Origin of the sequence: Microbacterium sp. SMR1, assembly GCF_003289625.1 — a bacterium.
In the GTDB taxonomy this organism is placed as follows: domain Bacteria; phylum Actinomycetota; class Actinomycetes; order Actinomycetales; family Microbacteriaceae; genus Microbacterium; species Microbacterium plantarum.
In genome coordinates this window covers 56,231-77,130 of record NZ_QMBN01000005.1, presented here as the reverse complement: position 1 = coordinate 77,130, position 20,900 = coordinate 56,231, and the positions used below count along the sequence as shown (strand labels likewise).

Here is a 20,900-nt window from a genome sequence, read left to right as displayed (position 1 = left end):
TCCCGCTCCGGCTGACAGCGGCCCCGCCGCGGGCGTGGCCTAGCCTGGAAGCAATATGGCGCATCTTCTGGGAGCCGAGGGCCTTCGCCTCGAGTATCCGACCAAAGTGGTGTTCGACGGGGTCTCCCTCGGAGTCGACGAGGGCGACCGCATCGGCATCGTGGGCCGCAACGGCGACGGCAAGTCGAGCCTCCTGCGCATGCTCGCGGGGCTCGTCGAGCCCGATTCGGGCCGCGTGACGGTTCGCGGCGGCATCCGGGTGGGCGTCCTGGCGCAGGCGGACGACCTCGACGACGACCTCCGGGTGCGCGACGCGGTGGTCGGTGACCTCGCTGATCACGAGTGGGCGGGCGACGCCCGCGTGCGCGACGTCATCGCGGGCCTTCTCGGCGACCTCGACTGGGAAGGTCCGATCCGCGGGCTCTCCGGCGGTCAGCGCCGTCGCGTCTCGCTCGCCGCGCTCCTCGCAGGCGATCACGACGTCATCTTCCTCGACGAGCCCACCAACCACCTCGACGTCGAGGGCATCTCGTGGCTCGCCGAGCACCTCAAGCGCCGCTGGTCGGCCGGTTCCGGTGCGCTCCTCGTCGTGACGCACGACCGCTGGTTCCTCGACGAGATCTGCACCGCGACCTGGGAGGTCCACGACCGCATCGTCGAACCGTTCGAGGGCGGCTACGCGGCGTACATCCTGCAGCGGGTCGAACGCGACCGACAAGCCGCCGCCATCGAGGCCCGGCGGCAGAACCTCGCCCGCAAGGAGCTGGCGTGGCTGCGCCGCGGAGCCCCCGCCCGCACATCGAAGCCGAAGTTCCGCATCGATGCCGCGAACGAGCTGATCGCCGATGTCCCCGAGATCCGCGATCGCGTGGCGCTGCAGTCGCTCGCGGTGTCGCGACTGGGTAAGGATGTCGTCGACGTCCTCGACGCCGGTGTCAGCTACGGCGATCGCGTCGTGCTCGAGAAGGTCGAGTGGCGCATCGCGCCGGGCGAGCGCACCGGCATCCTCGGCGTGAACGGCGCGGGCAAATCGACGCTCCTCGGGCTCATCTCCGGTACCGTCGAGCCGACCGCGGGACGCGTCAAGCACGGCAAGACCGTCAAGGTCGCGACCCTCTCCCAGCGCATGAGCGAACTGGACGAGCACCTCGACCAGCCGGTCCGCGTCGTCATCTCGAATCTGCGGACGAGCTACACGATCGGCTCGGGATCGAAGGCGCAGGACCTGACCCCGGGGCAGCTCCTCGAGCGCATGGGGTTCAGCTCGGCGCAGCTCTCGACGCCGGTCAAGGACCTCTCCGGCGGGCAGAAGCGGCGTCTCCAGCTGCTGCTCATCCTGCTCGACCAGCCGAACGTGCTGATCCTTGATGAGCCGACCAACGACCTCGACACCGACATGCTGGCGGCCATCGAGGACCTGCTCGACTCGTGGGCCGGCACACTCATCGTCGTCTCGCACGACCGCTACTTCCTCGAGCGCGTGACCGATCAGCAGTACGCGATCCTCGGCGGGCGGCTGCGACACCTTCCCGGCGGTGTCGACGAGTACCTGCGGCTGCGACGCGAGCAGCCCGGGCGCACGAGGTCGACCTCAGCTGCATCCGCTCCGGCATCGGGTGGCGGGGCGGCGAGCCCGGCGGCCCCCACTCTGAGCGGCGCGGAGCGGCGAGCGGCCGAGAAGGAGATCTCGGCGATCGACCGCCGTCTCGAGAAGATCCAGGGCGAGATCGCGGCCGTCGACGCCCAGCTCGCGGAGGCTCACGACGACTTCGAGCGGATCATGAGCCTGCAGCGCCGGCGCGATGAACTCGTCGCCGAGACGACGACCCTCGAGGAACGCTGGCTCGAGCTCGGCGAGGCCATCGACGGCTGACTGCGCGCCGCACGACGAAGCCCCCGGCGCTCTGCGCACCGGGGGCTTCGTGGCGGATCAGACGAGTCCGTTGTCCTCGAGGAACTTCTTCGCGATCGCGGCCGGCTCGAGCTTGTCGACCGTGCTCTGGACGTTCAGGGCGACCAGGGCCTCGGGGGTGAGCTTCGCGCTGACGGCGTTGATGGTGTCCTCGACCTCGCCCGCGAGGTCCTTGTTGACGACCGGGACGACGTTGGACGCGAGGAAGAGCCCCTCGGGGTCTTCGAGCACGACGAGGTCGTCGGTCTGGATGCGCGGGTCGGCCGTGAAGACGTTCGCGACGTTGACGGTGCCGGCGACGAGGTCGTCGACCGTGGTCTCGCCGGTCGCCTGGAAGCCGACCTCGATGCCGTAGGTGTCGGCGAGGCCCGTCGGGCCGTAGGGACGCTGCTCGAGCTCGGCCGGGCCGCCGAGGGTCAGCGGCTCGGTGACGTTCGCGAGGTCGGCGATCGTGGTCAGGTTCCACTGCTCGGCGAACGCCGCCGTCACGGTGTACGAGTCCTGGTCGCTCGCGGTCGCCTGGTCGAGCACCGTGAGGTTCTCGGGGAGCGCGTCGGCGAGAGCGGCGTACACGTCCTCGGAGGTGCGGGCGGTGGTGTCCTCGTCGAAGTACTGCAGCAGGTTGCCGGTGTACTCCGGGAACAGCGTCAGCGAGCCGCTCTCGAGCTCGGGCAGGTACGCCTCGCGCTGGCCGGTCGTGAACTGACGGTCGACGGTCTTGCCTGCGCCCTCGAGCGCCTGGGCGTAGATCTCGGCGATGATCTCGTTGGAGTAGTAGTCCTGCGAGCCGATGACGATGGTGCCGTCGGCGGGGGCCGCCGACTCGCCGCCGCCTTCCGCGAGCGGGTCGGAGCTCGCGCATCCGGCGAACAGGGTGGTGGCGGCGAGCACGCCGACACCGGCCGTCAACAGGCGGCGGGTGGTGAAGCGGGACATGGGTTCCTCTTTTCGATGGTGCGGGAGTTCGGTGCTGTGGGTCGGGAAGGTCGGTCAGGCGGTCGCGGCGACGGGCCGGCGGTTCCGCTGCGGGGCGTCGGCGGCGCGCACACCGCGTGGCGCGCTGAGACGTTGCAGGAGGGCGAAGACGGCGTCGAGCAGGAGGGCGAGCAGCGCGAGGATCAGTGCGGCGCCGAGCACCTGGTCGATCGCGCGGAGGTCGATGCCCTGGATGATGCGGAAGCCGAGCCCCCCGAGGTCGGTGTACCCCGCGATCGTCACGGTCGCCACTACCTGCAGCACCGCGGAGCGCAGTCCGCCGATCAGGAGCGGCAGGCCCAGAGGAACCTCCACGCGCCAGAGGATCTGCCACTCCGTCATGCCGACGGCCCGAGCGGCGTCGATCGTGCGGCGATCGATCGCCTGCAGTCCGCTGTAGGCGCCCGCGAGCAGCGGCGGGATCGCCAGCACGACGAACGTGATGAACGCCGCCTCGGTCTTCTGGGTGACGCCCAGCAGCAGGATCAGCAGGATCAGCAGTCCGAACGAGGGGATGGCGCGGGCCGCTCCCGAGACGGCCACGGCGAACTCGCGGCCCTTCCCCGTGTGGCCGATGGCCCAGCCGATCGGTACGGCGATGAGCGCGGCGATCAGGACCGAGACGAAGGTGTAGAACAGCTGCTGGCCGATCAGGAACGGCACCGAGTTGCTGCCCGTGTACTGGGCGGGGTCGAGGATCCAGGCGATCGCGTCCACGAAGACGTTCATGCGGTCGCCTCCCGTCGGCGGCGCGCGCGACGATCGCGGCGGGCCGAGCCCGCGTGCGCCCACGGCATCACGAGTCGTCCGATCACTACGAGCAGCGCATCGATGACGAGCGCGATGATCGCGACGGCGACGATGCCGGCGAACACCTCTTCGAGCAGGCGGCGCTGGATGCCGTTGGTGAAGAGATACCCCAGGTTGGTGACGCCGACGAGGATGCCGACGGTCGCGAGCGACACCGTCGAGACGGCCATGACCCGCAGGCCGGCGAGCAGCACGGGTCCGGACAGCGGCAGGTCGACCGCCCAGAAACGACGGAACCCGCCGTATCCCATGGCCGTGGCCGCCTGCCGGACGCCGGGGTCGACCGAGTCGAAGCCGTCGGCGACCGAGCGGGTCTGGATCGCGATGGCGTAGATCGTCAGCCCGACGATGAGGTTCGTCTCGGTGCGGATGCCGTACCCGAGCGCGCTCGGCAGCAGGACGAGCAGCGCGAGCGAGGGGATCGTGTAGAGAAGCCCCGTCAGGGTGATGACCCACCCGCGCAGCAGGCGATAGCGCCATGCGACCCACCCGAGCGGCACCGAGAGGACGAACCCAAGCACGATCGCGATGACGCTCTGCCGGATGTGGTCCAGAGCGAGCGAGAAGATGAGGTCGAGATTCGACCAGATCCACGACACGTCAGGCGTCGCCTTCGACCAGGGTGCCCTGCGTGCGCCCCTCGGAATCGACGAGCACCGCGCCGTTGGCGGTCCGCTCGACGCGCAGGGCGCGCTTGCCCCGGTCGACGCCGATGAAGCTCGCGACGAACTCGTCGGCCGGGTCGCGGATGATCTCGCTGGGCGAGCCGACCTGCAGCTTCCGCGCACCGGCCGCGAGGATCACGACCTGGTCGCCGAGGAGGAACGCCTCGTCGATGTCGTGGGTGACGAAGACGACGGTCTTGCCGAGCTCGCGCTGCAGACGCAGCAGCTCTTGCTGCAGCTCGTCACGCACGATGGGGTCGACCGCGCCGAACGGCTCGTCCATCAAGAGGATGTTGGGGTCGTTCGCGAGGCCCCGGGCAACTCCCACGCGCTGCTGCTGGCCGCCCGACAGCTGACTCGGGTAGCGATCGGCCATCCGGGTGTCGAGGCCGACCGTCTCCATCAGCTCGAGCGCCCGGCGACGCGCGTCACGCCGGCTCGTGCCGGTCAGCACGGGCACCGTGGCGATGTTGTCGGCGACGGTGAAGTGCGGCAGCAGCCCCGAGTTCTGCATGACGTATCCGATACGGCGGCGCAGATGCACCGGCGAACCGGTCGCGACGCTCTCGCCGTCGACCTCGATGGCTCCGGAGGTCGGCTCGACCATGCGGTTGATCATGCGGAGCAGCGTCGTCTTGCCGCATCCCGACGATCCGACGAAGACGGTCGTCTTGTGCGAGGGGATGACCAGAGAGAAGTCCTGCACCGCGCGGGTGCCGTCGGGGAACTCCTTGACGACGTCGCGGAACTCGATCACGCGTTCAGCTCTCGATGACGACCGAGCGGTCGAATGCGACGTAGCCGGAGAAATCTGTGCCGACGCGCTCGATCGCAGTCGGGTACGGCGTGGGGTAGGACCAGGCCTTGTCCGAGGAACCGGCGACGTCGAAGTACTGGGCGTCACCCTTCCATGCGCACGTGTACGCGGTGTCGCTCTCGGTCAGGACGCCCGGAGCGATGCTCCGCGGCGGGAAGTACCAGTTGCCCTCGATCCGCACGAGATCGCTCTCGTCGGCTTCGGCGATGATCGTGTCGCCCAGTCGTGCACGCATGGCGCCGCCCTCCGTTGTGGTCTCTCACGCTAGCGTTCGGAGCCGACACTCGGGCCGGGTTGCGTCATGTCGCGAAATGGACTAAACAGCGCATCCCGGCCCGGGCGGAGCGATCAGTACCAGAGGCCGACACGGGGAACGATCGTCGATGCGAACATGCGCGAGGATGCCGCGAGGTCGGTGCCGGTCAGGCGTCCAGCGCGCCCGAGAGTTTCGGGCGACACACCGCCGAGATAGACGGCCGCGAGCTCGACGACCGACAGCTCGAGCACATCGGCGCCGGCCGTATCGGCATCCGCCGCCGTCGCCACCGTGCCCTCGCCGTCGTCATCGACCGTCAGGAGGTACTCGCCGGTGGCGATCCCGAGCGGGTCGCTCACTCGCAGCAGCACGCGCCCCGCGGAGCCGTAGGTGCGCGCGCGGAGAGCGGCCGGCACGTCGAGGATGCGCAGGTACTGGTGGTCGAACACCGAGACCGAGGCGGCCCGCCGATCGCCGATCATCCACAGCACCGCCTCGTCGACCGAGCACAGCTCCGCGCGGACGTGGGCCACCAGGTCGAGCTCCAGCAGGAACCGCCAGAGCGCCGCGTACGCATCGTCGGTCTCGGCGATGAGGATCGTCACCTTCGCGGTGCCCTTGACGATGTCCCGCTCATGAGGCGCGAGCGAGTAGGTCAGGATGCCGCGCACCTCGCCCGCGGCGTCGCGATACTGCACGCAGCGGATCGCTCCCCCGTCCTTCTCGTCGGGATCGGTGCCGGTGAAGCGGTCGCCGTGTCCCGGCGGCAGCGCGATGTCGCCGGGGGTGCGGTGACGCGTGCGCTCGTGCAGCGTCGCCACGAGGTCGCGTGCGGCCGTCCGATCGATGAAATCGAGGCGCCCGTCGGGCGTGGGACCCGCCCAGCGCACCCGGCGGGTGTCGATGTCGAGGATCGCGGCGGAAGCCGCCGAGGCGAAGCCGTAACGGCCGTAGAGCGTCGACTCGGTCACCGTGAGCATGGCGATGGGAAGCCCGGCCGCCGCGACGGTGCGCACCTCGCCCTCCAGGAGCGCCCGCGCGATGCCTCGGCGCCGGTGCGTCTGCGCGACGGTGACGGCGCTGATCGCACCGGCGGGGATCGTTCCGCCCGGCACGGTGAGCTCGGAGGGCCACGACGCGATCGTGCCGACCGCCACCTCCGGCATCGGCCCGCTCTCGTCGAACACACCGGTGAGGCGCCGACCGCTGTTCCTGCCGCGTGCGCCGGCGATCTGCTCGGGCGAGCGCTCGCCGTCCTGGAAACCGCGCGAGACGGCCTGGATCCAGCCCTCGAACGCCGGTTCGCCGGCGGGCACGGTCCGGTACGTCAAGGCGCGCTCGGCGAGCGCGCGATGCGACGCCTCGTCGACGTCACGGTTCAGCAAGGAGGTCTGGGGCTCGGTCATCGGGTCACCACTTTCGCGCCCGTCACCGGGCCGGAGATGTGACGGGCACGGTGGCCCATCGCGGACAGGTTCTGCTCGATGCCGCGCGCCGCGTCTGCGTCGGCGGCGAGGAAGGCCAGCGTGGGGCCGGAGCCCGACACGAGGCCGGCCAGCGCGCCGATCTCGACGGCGCGATCGAGCAGCTCGCCCAGGTCGGGGCGCAGCGCGCACGCGGCATCCTGCAGATCGTTGCGCAACGCGCCCGCGAGCAGGTCGGGGGAACCCGAACGCAGGGCCTGCAGGACGACCGGGTCGACCTCCGGCGGCTCGGGCCGGGGCGCGATGTCGGGACGACGTTCGGCTCGCAGCCGGTCGAGCTGCGCGTACACCTCGGGGGTGGAGAGTCCGGCTTCGTCGATCACCACGACCCAGTCGAAGCGGGCCCGCCCCAGCGCCGGGCTCAAGCGATCGCCGCGTCCCGTCCCGACGGCACTGCCGCCCATGAGGGAGAAGGGGACATCGGCGCCCAGTCGCGCTGCCAGCTCCTGCAGTGCCGGGGAGGTGAGCCCGGCGCCCCACAACGCGTCGCAGGCCACGAGGGCGGCGGCGGCATCCGCCGAGCCTCCGCCCATGCCGCCGGCCACCGGGACCGCCTTGCAGATCTCCAGGTGCACGCCGCCGAGATACCCCACCTCGCGCGCCACCATCCGTGCGGCGCGCAGAGCGAGGTTGCGATCATCGAGCGGAACGCCGGGCACGGGCGCACCCGCCTCATCGACGACGCTCACGCTGAAGTCGTCCGCCGGTGTGGCGACCAGGTCCTCGTACAGCGAGACGGCTTGATAGACCGAGGCGACGTCGTGGTAGCCGTCGTCCTGGACGGACCCGACGTCGAGGAACAGGTTGATCTTGCCGGGAGCCCGCACACGCACGCGGTCGGGGACGGCGCTGAGGCTCATGCGCCGTCCGGCCCGTCCCAGATCGAGCCGATGCGGGAGGCGATGTCGTCGATCCGCTCGAGCTCGTCCTCGGTGAGGTCGGGCCCGTCGAGCGCCGCCAGGTTCTCGTCCAGCTGAGCGGTGCGCGATGCGCCGATGAGAGCCGAAGCGACCACCGGGTCACGCAGCGTCCACCGGATGGCGAGCTGCGCGAGGGTCTGCCCACGATCGCGCGCGAGGTCGCCGAGCTCGCGCAGGCCCGCCAGTGCCGACGCCGACAGCCGCCCGTCGTCGGGCAGCGAGAAGCGCTGCATCGACCGCTCGGACGTGCCGTCGTCGAGATACCGCCCCGTCAGCAGACCCTGCTGCAGCGGCATGAAGCCGATGGCGCCCATCCCGTCTCGGCGCAGCTGGTCGGTCAGGCCGTCCTCGATCCAGCGGTTGAGGATGGAGTACGAAGGCTGGTGGATCACCAGCGGCGTGCCGAGGTCGCGGGCCACCGCGGCGGCTCGAGCGGAGTTCTCGGCCGAGTACGACGAGATCCCGACGTAGAGCGCCTTGCCCTGACGCACGAGCGCGTCGAGCGCTCCCACCGTCTCCTCGATCGGGGTCGTGTCGTCCTCGCGGTGCGAGTAGAAGATGTCGACGTAGTCGACGCTCATCCGCTTCAGCGACTGCTCGGCGCTCGCGATCAGGTACTTCCGTGAACCGTGGTTGCCGTAGGGGCCGTCCCACATGTCGTACCCCGCCTTCGACGAGATGATCAGCTCGTCACGGTAGGGCGCGAAATCCTCGCGCATCATGCGTCCGAAGTTCGTCTCGGCCGAACCATAGGGCGGCCCGTAGTTGTTGGCGAGATCGAAGTGCGTGATGCCGCGGTCGAAGGCGTGGCGCAGCACCTCGCGCTGACGGTCGAAGGGGATGTTGTCGCCGAAGTTCCACCACAGCCCGAGCGAGATCGGCGGCAGGAACAGCCCGGAGGCCCCGACCTGGCGGTACCCGCTGCTCTCGTAGCGATCGGGGGCTGCGGTATAGGGACGGTGCAGGTCTCCGCCGCGCGAGGCGGGGAAGCGGGGCGAGGCGGTCACCGTCCGAGCCTATCGAGCGCGCACCCGCCTGCGTCCTCATTCGCGCAGAGTCTCCAAGGTGCGCGGAAACACCGATGTAACGGAGAATGTCTAGTCTGCCTACCGAGACAATCATCCCCCGAGGAGGAAACCCTGGCCCTTTCCGCTCTGCCCCGCCGCGAGAACCCCTGGATCGATCTGCCCGCGAGCCGCGACGATGTGATCCTCGACGAAGGCGTCCTGCGCCTCGTCCACGAGACCACGACGCCGGACGGCGCCCGCACCGCCGACCTGCTGCTGATCGCCGACGCGCTCGAGTCCGCCGGCATCCGCACGCTGCTCATCCGGCACGATCTCCACACGCCCGCGCTCGCGATCGACCTCGCGGACGCGCACAGGACGGCGGCGACCCTGCGCAGTCTCGGTCAGCGCGAGCCGCTGTATCTCAAGGCGAAAGGCACGGCCCCTGTTTTCGCGGCCGATGCGGACATCCCCGATTCCGCACCCCACGCGCTCCGGGCCTACCGCCCCCGCGTCAGCGCTGGCGGAGGCCGGCGGTACGACCACGAGTACGGCGTGCGCGTGGAGTTCTGGCGGTTCGGCGAGACGGCCGTCGAGGCTCCGCAGGCGAATGCGCTCATGCGGCGCATCACGCCGGCGCAGGACGTGCACATCGTGAGCGGGTCGCGGTACGGACGCGAATGGCAGACGGTGGTCGGAATGCTCGACCCGCACCCCCGCGAGGTCACCCACGACATCGACATGGTGTTCTCGTGGGTCGACGGCTCGGCGAGCGAGTTCCAGCGGCAGCGCGCCGCCCAGCTCTCCGAGTACGTCGTCGGCGAGGGAGATGACGGTCCGGCCCGCTATCGGCACGTCGACGAGCTCCGCTACGCCCTGCGGAGCGTGCACATGTACGCGCCGTGGGTGCGGCGGATCTTCATCGCGACGGACTCCCCCGCGCCCGCATGGCTCGCCGACCACCCGAAGGTGACGATCGTGCGCAGCGAGGAGTTCTTCGCCGACCCCTCCACTCTGCCCACGCACAACTCGCACGCGGTCGAGGCCCAGCTGCACCGCATCGACGGGCTGGCCGAGCACTTCCTGTACTCGAACGACGACATGTTCTTCGGTCGCCCCGTGCATCCCGAGCTCTTCTTCTCGCCCGGCGGCATCTCATCGTTCGTCGAGTGCGACGTGCGCATCGGCGCGGGCGACCCGCGCCTGGAGCGCTCGGGCCACGACAACGGCCTGCGCGTCAACCGAGCCCTGTTGCAGGAGCGCTTCGGGCGCGTCATCGTCCGCGACCTCGAGCACTGCGCCGCTCCCCTGCGCCGCAGCGTCATGCAGGAGCTCGAGGAGACGTTCCCCGAGGACTTCCGCCGCACCGCGGCATCCCGCTTCCGCGCTGCGACCGACATCTCCGTGACCAACTCGCTCTACCACTACTACGCGATGTTCACGGGGCGCGCGCTGCCGACGTCGGTGCCGCGCACCCGGTACGTGCAGACGACGCTCGCGCGCTCGCTCGCCGGAATGGAGCGGCTGGCGAAACGTCGCGACATCGACATGTTCTGCCTGAACGACGGCGGCGAGACCGAGGTTCCGGAAGAGATCCGGGTCGCGTCCCTGCGAGACGTGCTGGAGCGGATGTTCCCGATCCGGGCGCCCTGGGAGATCCCGGCGGTCAGCGAAGGACGGGCACGGGACGCGTCGGCGGCGCGCTCCGGCGTGAAGCGCTGACGGGCGCGATCCCGGCCTCGGCCAGCCGCCGCTGAGCCTCGCCCGCGTCGGTGTACTCGAGCGTGACGGGCGCATCGACCGGCACGACCGAATGCACGACCGTGTCGTCGTACACGTGGACGAAGTTGAACGACTGCGCGCCATCCTGCGGCCGCGTGCCACCCACCGGAACCGTGAGGTCCTGCGCATAACAGGTCGAGGACGCCACGGAGACCGGGATGCCGGCGAACGTCGCGAAGGTCGAGTAGTGCAGGTGGCCCGCGATGATGGCCCGCACGTCCGAACCCGCAAGCACAGCCGCGAGCGAGCGCTGGTCGCGGAGCTCGACGCTGGCCGCCAGCGGCAGGACGCTCGGGACCGGCGGGTGGTGCATCGCGAGGATCGACCCCAGCGGGGCGGGGGTCGACAGCACCTCGCGCAGCCACGCCAGCTGCGCGGGGCGCACTTCGCCGTGATGCGCGCCGGGGACGCTGGTGTCGAGCGTGATGAGCCGAAGCCCGTCGATCTCGTCGAAGCGATCGGCGGCCTCAGCGGTGCCGGGCTCGCGCCACAGCGTCTCGCGGAATCCTGCCCGGTCGTCGTGGTTGCCCATGACCCAGAAGACGCGGGTCCCCAGACGCTCGGCGAACGGCTCGACCAGGTCGCGCAGCTCGGCGTACGCGCCGCGCTCGCCGAGATCGACGAGGTCGCCGGTGAAGACGATCCCGTCGGGGCGAAGGGCGGCCGTCTCGATCGCGTCGAGGGCACGGCGCAGGTGCGCGGCCGCGTCGACGCGGTCGAAGAGCTGGGAGCCGGCGGCTCGCAGGTGGGTGTCGCTCAGGTGCAGCAGCACCCTCTCGGGTGCCGGGTACTCGGCGGTTCGCATCGTCTCTTCCGGGTCGGGTGATGCTCGCCGCGACGCTCGCGGCTCGCCCCGAATGTTACCGGCATGTTTCGGGAGAACCCGATGACGCGCTGATGAGCGTTCAGTGAACAGATGCCCCGAGCCGCACGAAATCGTCGATCGTGAGCTGCTCGCCGCGCAGGGTCGGGTCGATGCCGACGGCCTCGAGAGCCGCCGACGCCGTCGCCGCGGTCCCGCCGAACAGCGGCGAGACCGCCTGGCGGAGCATCTTGCGCCGCTGGCCGAAGGCCGCGTCGATGATCTGGAACGTGCGGCGACGGAGGGCGTCGTCGCCGCGCGCCTCGGCATCCCGTTCGAAGGCGACCAGCAGACTGTCGACGTTCGGGACGGGCCAGAACACCTGCCGCGACACCGTGCCGGCCAGAAGCCACGATCCGTACCACGCGGCCTTCGCGCTGGGCGAGCCGTAGATCTTCGACCCGGGCGCAGCGGCGAGGCGTTCGGCCACCTCGGCCTGAACCATCACGACGCCGCGCTGCAGATACGGGAAGGTCTCGAGGAAATGCAGCAGCACGGGAACGCTGACGTTGTACGGCAGGTTCGCGACGAGCACGGTCGGCTCGCCCGGGAGCTCGGTGACGCGCAGCGCGTCGGCGTCGACGACCGTCAGGGCACCGTCGGCGACACCGTGCCGGGCCGCGGTGACCGGAAGGTGCGCGGCGAGGCGGTGGTCGATCTCCACCGCTGTGACGCTCGCTCCGGCCTCGAGGATCGCGAGCGTCAGCGACCCCAGACCGGGTCCGATCTCGACGACCCGCTCGCCGGGCTGGACGCGGGCGGCGTGCACGATCTTGCGGACGGTGTTGGCGTCGACGACGAAGTTCTGCCCGAGCTTCTTGGTCGGCGTCACGTCGAGTTCGGCCGCGAGGGCGCGGATCTCGGCGGCACCGAGCAGGGTCACAGGCATGAGGACCAGCCTAGTTGCGCGGCGCCACGTCACCCGGCGGACGACGCGGCGCCGCAGGTCATACGTCCGTCGAGGCCGCAGCGGCAGCCCGAGCGGCGCCCGGCAGCGCCTCGAGGATGCGGCCGAGGGCGACGTCGTCGTGCGCCGCGGTGAGGAACCACGCCTCGAACGCCGAGGGCGGAAGTGACACCCCCGCGTCGAGCATCGCGTGGAAGAAGGCGGCGTAGGCGCCGGCATCCTGACGCGTCGCCGTCTCGTAGTCGGGGACGCCCGCGACGACCGCCGAGCCGAAGAAGACGCTGAAGAGCGTTCCGGCGCGCTGCACGACGTGCGGCACACCGGCCGCATCGAGAGCCGCCGAGGCGGCGACGGAGACCGTGTCGGCCGCTCGCGAGATGCGCGCGTAGACGTCGGCGTCGGCGAGCCGGAGGGTGGCGAGACCGGCCGCGACCGCGACGGGATTCCCCGAGAGCGTGCCCGCCTGGTAGACGGGGCCGAGGGGTGCGAGCAGATCCATGATCTCAGCGCGTCCCGCCAGCGCCGCGACCGGAAGACCGCCGCCGACGACCTTGCCGAAGGTGAGCAGGTCGGGAGCGACGTCTTCGCCCGCCTCGCGCAGGACGCCCCAGTAGCCCGATGGGCCCGATCGGAATCCGGTCAGGACCTCGTCGCTGATGAGCAGCGCCCCGTGGCGGGTCGTGAGCTCGCGGAGGAACGTCGTGAAGCCGGGCGCGGGCGGGACGACCCCCATGTTCGCGCCGGCGGCCTCGGTGATCACCGCGGCGATGTTCGCGCCGTGCTCGGCGAAGACGGCCTCGAGTGCGGCCCGGTCGTTGTAGGGCACCACGAGGGTCTGCGCCGCGATCGAAGCGGGGACGCCCGCCGAGCCGGGCAGCGCGAGAGTCGCGAGCCCGGAGCCGGCCTGCGCCAGCAGGCCGTCGGAGTGGCCGTGGTAGTGGCCCGAGAACTTCACCAGCAGGTCACGTCCGGTCGCACCCCGCGCGAGCCGGATGGCGGTCATGGTCGCCTCCGTTCCCGTCGAGACGAGGCGGATCTTCTCCGCGATCGGCACGCGGCGGCGGATCTCCTCCGCCAGCTCGGTCTCGGCGGGGGTCGACGCGCCGAACGACAGACCGCGTCGAGCAGCGTCGACGACGGCGTCGATGACCTCGGGATGCGCGTGACCGACCAGCGCCGGCCCCCAGCTCGCGACGAGGTCGACGTAGTCGCGCCCCTCCGCGTCGGTGACGTAGGGACCGGTCGCCGAGACGTAGAAGCGAGGCGTGCCCCCCACCGAGCCGAAGGCGCGGACCGGGGAGTTCACACCCCCGGGGATGACGGCGCGGGCACGGTCGAACAGTTCGTCGTTGCGGGTCATGCGAAGTCCTTTCCGGCGCGGATCCATTCCGCCACCTCGCGAGCCCAGTACGTGAGGATCACATCGGCACCCGCGCGTCGGATGCCGACGAGCGACTCGGCGATCGTGCGCTCGCGGTCGATCGCGCCAGCCCGGGCGGCGAGCTCGATCATCGCGTACTCTCCCGACACCTGGTACGCCCACACGGGCACCGTCGCGGCGTCCGCGACGCGTACGAGCACGTCGAGGTACGGGCCCGCGGGCTTGACCATGACGTAGTCGGCGCCCTCCGCGATGTCCTGCATCGCCTCGGCCACGCCCTCCCGTCCGTTGGCGGGATCGAGCTGGTACGTGCGACGGTCGCCCTGGAGGGTCGATTCGACGGCGTCACGGAACGGCCCGTAGTAGGCCGAGGCGTACTTCGCCGAATACGCCAGGAGCGCGACATCGGTATGACCCGCGCCGTCGAGCGCGGCACGGATGACGGCGACCTGGCCGTCCATCATCCCCGACAGCCCCAGCACCTCGGCACCGGCCCGGGCCTGGGCGAGCGCCATCCGGGCGTAGACCTCGAGGGTGGCGTCGTTGTCGACCGACCCGTCGGCCGCGAGCAGCCCGCAGTGCCCGTGGTCGGTGAACTCGTCGAGGCACAGGTCGGCCTGCACCGTGATGCGTCCCTGCGCCGCATCGCGCGCCGCGCGGATCGCGCGATTGAGGATGCCGTCATCGGCGACCGCCCCCGAGCCCTCCGCGTCACGGACAGCGGGCACGCCGAACAGCATGATGCCGCCGACGCCCGCGTCCGCGGCATCCGTCACGACGCTCGCGATGGCCTCGATCGGATGCTGCATGACGCCCGGCATGCTGGCGATCGGCAGGGCCTCGTCGATGCCCTCCTTCACGAAGACCGGCAGCACGAGCTGCGCGGCGACGAGGTGGTGCTCGGTCGAGAGGCGGCGCATCGCGGGGGTGCGGCGCGTGCGGCGCAGGCGGCGCTCGGGAAAGGTGCTCATGGGGAATCCTCTGGTGCGGGTCGCGCGTCGAGCTCTGCGATGAGGGCGTCGACGCTCTGCGAGTGTGCGGTGTGGTGCACGGTGTAGCCGAGCTTCTCGGCGTCGCGCGTGGTGCCGGGACCGATCGAGGCGATGAACACCTCGGGCCCGGGGATGCCGACCTGACGGCGGAGCTCGCGCCCGACGCTGAGCGACGTGAGGAGCACGGTGTCGATCTTCCCGGTGCGCACCTCCTCGGCGATCTCGGGGGTCAGGTCGACCCCGACCGTCCGGTACGCGATGCAGACGTCGACCTCGTAGCCCTGGAGCTCGAGCTCGTCGCTGATGACGGCCATCGCCAGGTCGGAGCGGAGCACGAGACAGCGCCCCGTCGATCGCGGCGAGCGTCCGGCGCACCACTGCGCGATCATGTTGGTCGCCGACGAGGTGCCGACCGGCACGAACTCGACCTCGAACCCGGCGTCGGCCACGGCGCGCGCAGTCGGGCGGCCGACCGCGGCGATGCGCGTTCCGATCGGGATGCTCACCCGCTGCGCGACGAGCTGCTCAACGGTCGCGGCGCTCGTGATGAAGACCCAGGCGTACTCCCCCGCAGCCAGAGCGGTGAAGGCGGCGTCGCGGGCGGCGAGATCGCGCGGGGGCCGCGACTGGATGAGGGGCGCGATCACGCCGGTCGCGCCGCGTCGCTCGAGTTCATCGCGCACGCGCTCGCCCCAGGACCCCCCGCGGGGGATCAGGATGCGGCGTCCCTTCAGGCCGCCCGTCATCGGCTCGTCCCCGGCAGATCGGCGATGTCCGCGGCACCGCCGTCCAACAGCTCGGCGACGACATCGGCGGCGACCGACTCACGCTCGCCCACGGAGGTCAGGTCGGCGCGCAGGGCACGCTGGGCGCGCACCGTGCGCTCACCGTCGGGGGCGTACACCTCGGCGACGAAGACGGACTCCGCGGCCAGCCCGGTGACCGAGATCCCCACCGGTGCAGCGCATCCGGCCTCGAGCCGACGGAGGACCGCACGCTCGAGGAGCGCGCGCGACGACGACTCGGCGTCGTCGATGAGGGCGACGGCCCGACCGATCGGTCCGTCGACGTCGACCGTGCGGATCTCGACTGCCAGGGCTCCCTGACCGGCCGATGTCGGCCACTGGTCGAGCCCGAAGACCTCGCCGATCGCCGCGTCGCGCTCGATGCGCCGGAGCCCCGCCTCGGCGAGGACGATCGCGTCGTACTCGCCGTCGCGCATCTTGCGCAGGCGCGTGTCGATGTTCCCGCGGATGTCGCGCACGCGCAGATCGGGCCGACGCCGCAGCACCTGCGCGACCCGGCGCGGCGACCCGGTGCCGATGACGGCCCCCTCGGGCAGACCGTCGAGCGTCGTCTCCGCGGTCGGACCGCACAGCACGTCGCGCTGCGGAGCCCGCGGCGGCACGGCACCGATGGTCAGTCCCGGATAGGGCGCGGTGGGGAGGTCCTTCATCGAGTGCACGACGAGGTCGCAGTCGCCCCGCAGCAGCGCCTCGCGCAAGGCGGTGGCGAACACACCGGTGCCGCCCATCTGCGCGAGCGACCCGGTCAGGACGTCGCCGTCCGTCGTGATCTCGACGAGCTCGACGGTGATCCCGGTCGCATCCGTGATCGCGTCGGCGACGTGGCGCGACTGGGTCGTCGCGAGCAGGCTCGCCCGTGTCCCGAGACGGAGCACGGGCGCCGCGGACCTGTCGACGTCGGGTGCGCCGGCTGTCACGGCGCCACCCCCGCGAGCGCCGGCTGAAAGCCCAGGCGCTTGTTCTCGCAGCATCCCGGTCGGCACACGTCGTACCAGGGCCCCAGTGGGGTCACCGCGGGACGCTCGTCCGCGGGCGTCCCATTGAGCCGCTCCTCGACGAGATCGACCAGACCCGCGACGTAGGCCGGGTGCGTGCTGGGCGACGCGGTGCGCACCGCGAACAGCCCGTGCTCCTCGGCCGTCTCCATCGCCTCGGTGTCGAGGTCCCAGAGCACCTCCATGTGGTCGCTGACGAACCCGAGCGGCACGATCAGCACGGCCTTGCGTCCCGCGGCGGGCAGCTCGGCGATCGCGTCGTTGATGTCGGGCTCGAGCCACGGCACGGACGGCGGGCCCGACCGGCTCTGGAACACCAGCTGCCACGGGCTCGTGGTGCCGAGCTCGGCCACGATCGCCTCCGCGACAGCGGTGTGCTGTGCGACGTACGCGCCACCGGGGCCGAAGCCGCGCTCGGGCGGGCCGGAACGGTCGGCGTCGGAGTTCGGGATCGAGTGCGTCGAGAAGAGGATCTCGATGTCCTCCTCGGCGATGCCGCGCTCGCGCACCTTCGCCAGGCCGTCGCGGATGCCGTCGACGAACGGGGCGACGAACCCGGGGTGGTCGAAGAACTGCCGGACCTTGTCGATCTCGACCTCGCCCGCCAGTCCGGTGGCCTCCATCGCGTCGGCCAGGTCTTCGCGGTACTGGCGGCACGACGAGTAGGAGCTGTAGGCGCTCGTCGCGATCGCGATGACGCGACGATGCCCGTCGGCGTGCAGGTCGCGCAGGGCATCGTCGACGTACGGCATCCAGTTGCGGTTGCCCCAGTACACCGGCAGTCCGAGGCCGCGCGCGGCGATCTCGGCCTCGAGGGCGGCCTTGAGCTCGCGGTTGTGCTGATTGATCGGCGACACACCGCCGAAGTGGCGGTAGTGGTGCGCCACCTCTTCGAGGCGCTCGTCGGGGATGCCGCGCCCGGCGGTGACGTTGCGGAGGAACGGCAGAACGTCGTCCTGGCCCTCGGGGCCACCGAAGCCGAGGAGGAGCAGGGCGTCGTACGACGTGGGCTCGCTCACGTGGGGCGCTCCCCCGCACGAGGCCGGTCCGGCCGCGGGAACCGCGCAGCCGGGGGCGCACGGCGGCGCGCTCTGGGCACGCGGGGGCTTGGGGCGGAACTCGTTCGCGCTCATCAGGACAGCACCTCCGCCAGCTCGGACACCTCGACGCGTCGGCCGGTGTAGAAGGGCACCTCTTCACGGACGTGCCGCCGCGCATCGGTGGCGCGCAGGTCGCGCATGAGGTCGACGAGACTGATCAGCTCGTCGCTCTCGAGGGGCAGGAGCCACTCGTAGTCGCTCAGGGCGAAGGTCGAGACGGTGTTGGCGATGACGTCCGAGAACTTCGCGCCGCGGCGGCCGTGCTGGGCGAGCATCGCCGAGCGCTCCTCCTCGGGCAGCAGGTACCACTCGTAGCTGCGCACGAACGGGTAGAGGCAGAGCCAGTCGCGGGCGTGCTCGCCGCGAAGGTAACCGGGAACGTGCCGCTTGTTGAACTCCGCCTCGCGGTGCACGCCCATGGCGCTCCACTCGAGGTCGAAGGCGGCCAGCGCGGCCGTCCGCCGGAGTTCGCGCAGGGCGCGCTGCAGCGCCGCCGGGTCGTCGTCGGAGCCGGGGGCTGTGTGCAGCCAGACCATCAGATCGGCGCCGGCACGCATGCCGGTGACGTCGTACAGGCCACGCACCGTCACTCCTGCGTCGGGCAGTCCGGCGACGACGCGCTCGAGTTCGGCGAGGTCGGCGTCGGTGGGCGCCTGCGGCCGCGGGCGCGGGCCCGCGAGGATCGCGAAGAGGGTGTAACCGAGCGGGATCTGTTCTTCGGTCATCGGGAGTCCTTTCGAACGGAGGGAACGGCGAAGAGCTCATGGGCCAGCGCGCGGGCGTGCGGGATGACCGAGGCGAGTCCGGTCCCGGCGGCGACGGCGCCGGTGACGTGGATGCCGCGGGCGGCGGCATCCATCACCGTCGCCGTCCACGCCTCGGACTCGGCCGGGACGACGGCATCGCGCCAGCGGGTGGTGATGATCTCACCGACGTCGCTTCGGTCGACGCGCGCACCGGTGAGATGCGAGATCTCGCGGGCAACGGCTGCGGCGGAGTCGAGGCCGGCGGTGTCGTCGGCACGCGCTGAGAGGCGCACGACATGCGTTCCCTCGGGCAGCGCTTCCCGGGCCCAGGCCCACTTCGCGTCGATGTGGGTGAGAGCCTTGGCCGCGGTGCGCGCGTCAGGAGCGACGATGACGCCGGAGCCGACCGGCTCCGCAGACAGGTCGTCGGAGGTGACCGCCGCGGTGAGCAGGCGAACCGCGGGCTGGATCGGCGCCGTGGCGGCTGCGTCGATGGCGCCGCTGTCCTGCCCGAGCAGGGCGGCGGCGCCCCGCGGGCCGGTCGCGATGACGACGTGCTCGGCACGGATCGTCCCGCCGTCGGCGAGCGTCACCGTGACGCCGGAGCCCGGTGCCGGATCGACCCGGCCGACCGCCGCGCCGGTGCGGATCACCGCGCCTCGCTCGGCGGCGAGGCTCGCAACGCCGTCGGCGAGCCGCCACATGCCCCCGGAGATCCCGCCCACAGCGGTTCCGCCGGGCGCGTTCGGGGCGACCTCCGCGGCCGCGGCCAGCAACGATCCGGTTCGCTCGAACGCCGCCCACATCTTCGGGTGAAGACGCGGGAGCGGAACGGCCGCGGCCGGCTGCGAGTAGATGCTGCGGCAGAGCGGATCCACGAGGGCACGGAGGAGGCCATCGCCGAGGCGTTCTTCGACGACGTCGGCGAGCGAGGCGGTCGGGTCGATCGGGGCGTCGAGCACCTCGGCGGCGGCCCGCTCGGCCGCGCGGTCGCCGATGATCGCGACGACATCCGAAGCGAGCGGGTCGGCCGGGATGCCGATGACCGTGCGTCGCGGCAGCGGCAGACGGCTCCACCGGGTGCCGGGCAGGCCGACGCCGTGCTGCGAGACCAGGTGCGCGGGACCCGACCGCGGTGCGACGACCTCAAGCGGCAGGGCGAAGTCGGCGATGAGTCGCGGCACCGCATCGGTCCGCTTGGCGAAGGACTCCGCCCCGAGGTCGACGTCGACTCCGGCGATGCGCCCACGGCGCAGCATCCCGCCGATCTGGTCATCGGACTCGAGGACGGTGACGCGCTTCCCCGCTGTCACGGCTTCGAGCGCGACGACCAGCCCGGCGATACCGGCCCCGACGACGACGACGTCGGTCTCGACGGTCATGCCGACCGCCAGGCGTGAACTGTCCGCACCACCGAGCTGATGGCGTCGGGATCGGCTTCCATGGGCACCCCGTGCCCGAGGTTGAACACGTGTGCGCGGGCCGCACGCCCGGCCTCGAGGATGCGCGCGATCGCCGCGTCGCGGACCTCGGTCGGAGCGAAGAGCAACGCGGGATCGAGGTTGCCCTGCAGCGTCAGGTCGCCGCCGACCCGACGAGCGGCCTCGTCGAGGGGCACGCGGTAGTCGACTCCGAGGGCGTCGATGCCGATCGAGGCCATGTCACGCAGGATCTCGCCCGTCCCGACACCGAAGTGCACGAGCGGGATGTGGTCGATGCCCGAGCCGACGGGGACCGGGAGAGCTCGCACGGCGTCGAACGACGCCGCGGATGCCGGCAGAGCCGCCGCGCGGTAGTCCTCGGGAGGGAGACCGCCCGCCCACGAGTCGAACAGCTGCGCGGCGCTGGCGCCGGACTCGACCTGCAGCGCGAGGAACTCCCCCGTCACGCGGGCGAGCCACTCCGTCAGCGCTCGCCAGGCAGCCGGGTCCTCGTGGATCAGACGGCGGGCGGCGAGGTGGTCCTTGGACGGTCCGCCCTCGACGAGGTAGGCGGCGAGGGTGAACGGGGCTCCGGCGAAGCCGATGAGCGGCAGCGGCTCGCCGCGAGACTCGGACTCCTCGGCCAGCATCCCGGTCGTCAGCTCGACGGCGCGGGCGATGGCCTCGCCGCGTTCGCGTACGAGAGCGGGATCGATCTCGACCGCGCGCGCGATGTCGGCCGCCGTCCGCAGCGGCTGGGCGAAGACGGGTCCGCGACCCGCCGCGATCTCCACCTCGATGCCGAGGATCGCCAACGGCACGATGATGTCGCTGAAGAAGATCGCCGCGTCGACGCCGTGCCGGCGCACCGGCTGGAGCGTGATCTCGCTGGCGAGCTCGGGCGTCAGGCAGGCGTCGAGCATCGTGCCCTGCGAGCGCAGCGCACGGTATTCGGGCAGTGACCGGCCGGCCTGGCGCATGAACCAGACGGGGGTCTTCTCGACGCGTTCGCCGAGCAGGGTGCGCACGAGCCGGCTCGAGCCGGTGGCGTGCGTGACGAGA

Annotated in this window: 20 protein-coding genes; 2 read left to right on the top strand and 18 right to left on the bottom strand. The window is 71.4% G+C overall.

The window, feature by feature from the left end; genetic code table 11:
- Positions 1-55 precede the first annotated feature (55 nt).
- Positions 56-1,873 carry an ABC-F family ATP-binding cassette domain-containing protein gene (locus tag DO944_RS15170; protein WP_112617991.1) on the top strand — a complete coding sequence of 606 codons (1,818 nt, stop codon included), beginning with the start codon at positions 56-58 and terminating at the stop codon, positions 1,871-1,873.
- Between the two features lie 57 nt (positions 1,874-1,930).
- Here DO944_RS15170 and DO944_RS15165 read toward each other — a convergent pair whose 3' ends face one another.
- The 8 genes from DO944_RS15165 to DO944_RS15130 form a co-directional block, all read right to left on the bottom strand.
- Positions 1,931-2,848 carry an ABC transporter substrate-binding protein gene (locus DO944_RS15165; protein ID WP_023950327.1) on the bottom strand — a complete coding sequence of 306 codons (918 nt, stop codon included), beginning with the start codon at positions 2,846-2,848 and terminating at the stop codon, positions 1,931-1,933.
- Positions 2,849-2,902: 54 nt separating this feature from the next.
- A complete protein-coding gene (locus DO944_RS15160) occupies positions 2,903-3,616 on the bottom strand; it encodes an ABC transporter permease (protein ID WP_112618041.1) in 714 nt (237 codons plus the stop codon).
- Entirely contained in the window at positions 3,613-4,296 is a 684-nt protein-coding gene (locus DO944_RS15155) for an ABC transporter permease (RefSeq protein ID WP_112617990.1), read from the bottom strand. Before DO944_RS15155 ends, DO944_RS15160 begins: the two co-directional genes overlap by 4 nt.
- 1 nt (position 4,297) lies before the next feature.
- Positions 4,298-5,119, bottom strand: coding sequence for an ABC transporter ATP-binding protein (locus tag DO944_RS15150; protein ID WP_112617989.1), 822 nt, complete (start codon positions 5,117-5,119; stop codon positions 4,298-4,300).
- 4 nt (positions 5,120-5,123) lie between these two features.
- A complete protein-coding gene (locus DO944_RS15145) occupies positions 5,124-5,414 on the bottom strand; it encodes a DUF427 domain-containing protein (protein WP_112617988.1) in 291 nt (96 codons plus the stop codon).
- A gap of 113 nt (positions 5,415-5,527) precedes the next feature.
- Positions 5,528-6,841: a GNAT family N-acetyltransferase gene (locus DO944_RS15140; RefSeq protein WP_112617987.1), complete on the bottom strand. Its 1,314-nt coding sequence runs from the start codon at positions 6,839-6,841 to the stop codon at positions 5,528-5,530.
- Entirely contained in the window at positions 6,838-7,779 is a 942-nt protein-coding gene (locus DO944_RS15135; protein WP_112617986.1) for a 4-(cytidine 5'-diphospho)-2-C-methyl-D-erythritol kinase, read from the bottom strand. Before DO944_RS15135 ends, DO944_RS15140 begins: the two co-directional genes overlap by 4 nt.
- Positions 7,776-8,846, bottom strand: coding sequence for an aldo/keto reductase (locus tag DO944_RS15130; protein WP_112617985.1), 1,071 nt, complete (start codon positions 8,844-8,846; stop codon positions 7,776-7,778). The genes DO944_RS15135 and DO944_RS15130 overlap by 4 nt, the downstream gene beginning before the upstream one ends.
- A gap of 198 nt (positions 8,847-9,044) precedes the next feature.
- Here DO944_RS15130 and DO944_RS15125 point away from each other — a divergent pair, with 198 nt between their 5' ends.
- Positions 9,045-10,568 (top strand): stealth family protein, encoded by a 1,524-nt coding sequence (locus tag DO944_RS15125; protein ID WP_258524798.1) that lies wholly within the window; start codon positions 9,045-9,047, stop codon positions 10,566-10,568.
- Here DO944_RS15125 and DO944_RS15120 read toward each other — a convergent pair.
- The 10 genes from DO944_RS15120 to hemE all read right to left on the bottom strand — a co-directional run bounded on the left by DO944_RS15120 (position 10,513) and on the right by hemE (position 20,818).
- A complete protein-coding gene (locus DO944_RS15120; protein WP_112617984.1) occupies positions 10,513-11,433 on the bottom strand; it encodes a phosphodiesterase in 921 nt (306 codons plus the stop codon). The two genes, DO944_RS15125 and DO944_RS15120, sit on opposite strands and share 56 nt — an antisense overlap.
- Before the next feature lie 100 nt (positions 11,434-11,533).
- A complete protein-coding gene (gene rsmA / locus DO944_RS15115) occupies positions 11,534-12,379 on the bottom strand; it encodes a 16S rRNA (adenine(1518)-N(6)/adenine(1519)-N(6))-dimethyltransferase RsmA (protein WP_112617983.1) in 846 nt (281 codons plus the stop codon).
- A gap of 58 nt (positions 12,380-12,437) precedes the next feature.
- Positions 12,438-13,757 carry a glutamate-1-semialdehyde 2,1-aminomutase gene (gene hemL / locus DO944_RS15110; protein ID WP_112617982.1) on the bottom strand — a complete coding sequence of 440 codons (1,320 nt, stop codon included), beginning with the start codon at positions 13,755-13,757 and terminating at the stop codon, positions 12,438-12,440.
- Positions 13,754-14,749 (bottom strand): porphobilinogen synthase, encoded by a 996-nt coding sequence (gene hemB / locus DO944_RS15105; RefSeq protein WP_112617981.1) that lies wholly within the window; start codon positions 14,747-14,749, stop codon positions 13,754-13,756. The genes hemL and hemB overlap by 4 nt, the downstream gene beginning before the upstream one ends.
- Positions 14,746-15,516 carry a uroporphyrinogen-III synthase gene (locus DO944_RS15100; protein WP_112617980.1) on the bottom strand — a complete coding sequence of 257 codons (771 nt, stop codon included), beginning with the start codon at positions 15,514-15,516 and terminating at the stop codon, positions 14,746-14,748. The genes hemB and DO944_RS15100 overlap by 4 nt, the downstream gene beginning before the upstream one ends.
- A complete protein-coding gene (gene hemC / locus DO944_RS15095) occupies positions 15,513-16,493 on the bottom strand; it encodes a hydroxymethylbilane synthase (RefSeq protein WP_258524797.1) in 981 nt (326 codons plus the stop codon). Before hemC ends, DO944_RS15100 begins: the two co-directional genes overlap by 4 nt.
- Positions 16,490-17,704: a ferrochelatase gene (locus DO944_RS15090; RefSeq protein ID WP_112617978.1), complete on the bottom strand. Its 1,215-nt coding sequence runs from the start codon at positions 17,702-17,704 to the stop codon at positions 16,490-16,492. Before DO944_RS15090 ends, hemC begins: the two co-directional genes overlap by 4 nt.
- On the bottom strand, positions 17,704-18,396 hold the full coding sequence (hemQ, locus tag DO944_RS15085; protein WP_112617977.1) for a hydrogen peroxide-dependent heme synthase: 693 nt from the start codon (positions 18,394-18,396) through the stop codon (positions 17,704-17,706). The genes DO944_RS15090 and hemQ overlap by 1 nt, the downstream gene beginning before the upstream one ends.
- Positions 18,393-19,799, bottom strand: coding sequence for an NAD(P)/FAD-dependent oxidoreductase (locus tag DO944_RS15080; RefSeq protein WP_112617976.1), 1,407 nt, complete (start codon positions 19,797-19,799; stop codon positions 18,393-18,395). The genes hemQ and DO944_RS15080 overlap by 4 nt, the downstream gene beginning before the upstream one ends.
- Positions 19,796-20,818: a uroporphyrinogen decarboxylase gene (hemE, locus tag DO944_RS15075; protein WP_282502583.1), complete on the bottom strand. Its 1,023-nt coding sequence runs from the start codon at positions 20,816-20,818 to the stop codon at positions 19,796-19,798. Before hemE ends, DO944_RS15080 begins: the two co-directional genes overlap by 4 nt.
- Between the last annotated feature and the right edge of the window lie 82 nt (positions 20,819-20,900).

Excerpts from the sequence above, each read along its gene's own strand:
- DO944_RS15170 (WP_112617991.1), top strand. The coding sequence starts at position 56 with ATGGCGCATCTTCTGGGAGCCGAGGGCCTTCGCCTCGAGTATCCGACC.
- DO944_RS15165 (WP_023950327.1), bottom strand. The coding sequence starts at position 2,848 with ATGTCCCGCTTCACCACCCGCCGCCTGTTGACGGCCGGTGTCGGCGTG.
- DO944_RS15160 (WP_112618041.1), bottom strand. The coding sequence starts at position 3,616 with ATGAACGTCTTCGTGGACGCGATCGCCTGGATCCTCGACCCCGCCCAG.
- DO944_RS15145 (WP_112617988.1), bottom strand. The coding sequence starts at position 5,414 with ATGCGTGCACGACTGGGCGACACGATCATCGCCGAAGCCGACGAGAGC.
- DO944_RS15140 (WP_112617987.1), bottom strand. The coding sequence starts at position 6,841 with ATGACCGAGCCCCAGACCTCCTTGCTGAACCGTGACGTCGACGAGGCG.
- DO944_RS15135 (WP_112617986.1), bottom strand. The coding sequence starts at position 7,779 with ATGAGCCTCAGCGCCGTCCCCGACCGCGTGCGTGTGCGGGCTCCCGGC.
- DO944_RS15120 (WP_112617984.1), bottom strand. The coding sequence starts at position 11,433 with ATGCGAACCGCCGAGTACCCGGCACCCGAGAGGGTGCTGCTGCACCTG.
- rsmA (WP_112617983.1), bottom strand. The coding sequence starts at position 12,379 with ATGCCTGTGACCCTGCTCGGTGCCGCCGAGATCCGCGCCCTCGCGGCC.
- hemL (WP_112617982.1), bottom strand. The coding sequence starts at position 13,757 with ATGACCCGCAACGACGAACTGTTCGACCGTGCCCGCGCCGTCATCCCC.
- hemB (WP_112617981.1), bottom strand. The coding sequence starts at position 14,749 with ATGAGCACCTTTCCCGAGCGCCGCCTGCGCCGCACGCGCCGCACCCCC.
- DO944_RS15100 (WP_112617980.1), bottom strand. The coding sequence starts at position 15,516 with ATGACGGGCGGCCTGAAGGGACGCCGCATCCTGATCCCCCGCGGGGGG.
- DO944_RS15090 (WP_112617978.1), bottom strand. The coding sequence starts at position 17,704 with ATGAGCGCGAACGAGTTCCGCCCCAAGCCCCCGCGTGCCCAGAGCGCG.
- hemQ (WP_112617977.1), bottom strand. The coding sequence starts at position 18,396 with ATGACCGAAGAACAGATCCCGCTCGGTTACACCCTCTTCGCGATCCTC.
- DO944_RS15080 (WP_112617976.1), bottom strand. The coding sequence starts at position 19,799 with ATGACCGTCGAGACCGACGTCGTCGTCGTCGGGGCCGGTATCGCCGGG.
- hemE (WP_282502583.1), bottom strand. The coding sequence starts at position 20,818 with ATGCGCCAGGCCGGCCGGTCACTGCCCGAATACCGTGCGCTGCGCTCG.